Source organism: bacterium (genome assembly GCA_024226335.1).
Taxonomy (GTDB): Bacteria; Myxococcota_A; UBA9160; order SZUA-336; family SZUA-336; genus JAAELY01.
Genome location: JAAELY010000484.1, coordinates 1 through 920, shown reverse-complemented (window position 1 = coordinate 920; position 920 = coordinate 1). Strand labels below are relative to the sequence as shown.

General features: G+C 61.1%; 2 protein-coding genes. Both read left to right on the top strand.

Going from position 1 to position 920, the window contains the following annotated elements; translation table 11 throughout:
- On the top strand, positions 1–462 hold a 462-nt coding region (locus GY725_22945), incomplete at its 5' end, for a DUF4338 domain-containing protein (protein ID MCP4007048.1).
- Positions 450–920: hypothetical protein (locus tag GY725_22940; GenBank protein ID MCP4007047.1), on the top strand; the 471-nt coding region annotated here is incomplete at its 3' end. The genes GY725_22945 and GY725_22940, both read left to right, overlap by 13 nt.

Here is a 920-nt window from a genome sequence, read left to right as displayed (position 1 = left end):
GGCGAATCCCTCAAGGTGCTCGTGAGCGCCGGGGATCGTCCCATCGCCTGTTTCGCGTGGTCCTCGGCTCCCTACCACCTGGACCATCGCGACCGCTTCATCGGTTGGTCACGTGACGCCCGCACCAAACACCGCCACCTGTTGGCGTACAACACGCGCTTCCTGATCGTGCCGTGGGTGTGCATTCGCCACCTCGCGTCGCACCTGCTCGGGCAGATGGCGCGACGGATCTCAGCGATGTGGGAAGCCGCCTACGGACATCCGATCGTCTACCTCGAGACCTTCGTCGACACGGAGCGATTCCGCGGCACGTGCTACCGCGCGGCCAACTGGATCCCCCTGGGTCTCACGAGTGGGCGTGGCAAGGACTGCCCAACGTACGAGAAGAACCGTTCGATCAAGGAGGTCTTCGGACTTCCGTTGACGAAGCGTTTTCGCGAGCAGCTGTCATGCCTCGGGTGAAGGAACCTGTCATCGTCCAGGTTGACGCGGCGGTGCTCGATCAGGTCATCGAGGACGCGAAGCGTTCATTGAGCGAGGAGCAGGGGAAGATCCTCGAACAGCTCGTCGAGGGCTACATCCACCTGACGAAGGCGATCCAGAACAAGACCTTGACCTTGCGAGAGTTGCGCGCACTGTTCGCGAATCACACTTCCGAGAAGGCCAAGGATATTCTCCCGAGTGAGGACGCGAGCGGCGGTGACGATTCCGAGAATTCGGATCGCAACAAGGGCAAGGGCAAGGGCAAGGACGACAAGCCCAAAGGACACGGCCGCAACGGAGCCAAGAGCTATCCGGGAGCCGAAACCGTTTCGATCCCACACGAATCACTTCATCCAGGTGACCCCTGTCCGCAGTGCACGAAGGGCACCGTCTACGAGAAGATGCCAGTTGTCGTCCTTCGGATTCAAGGGCAAGCT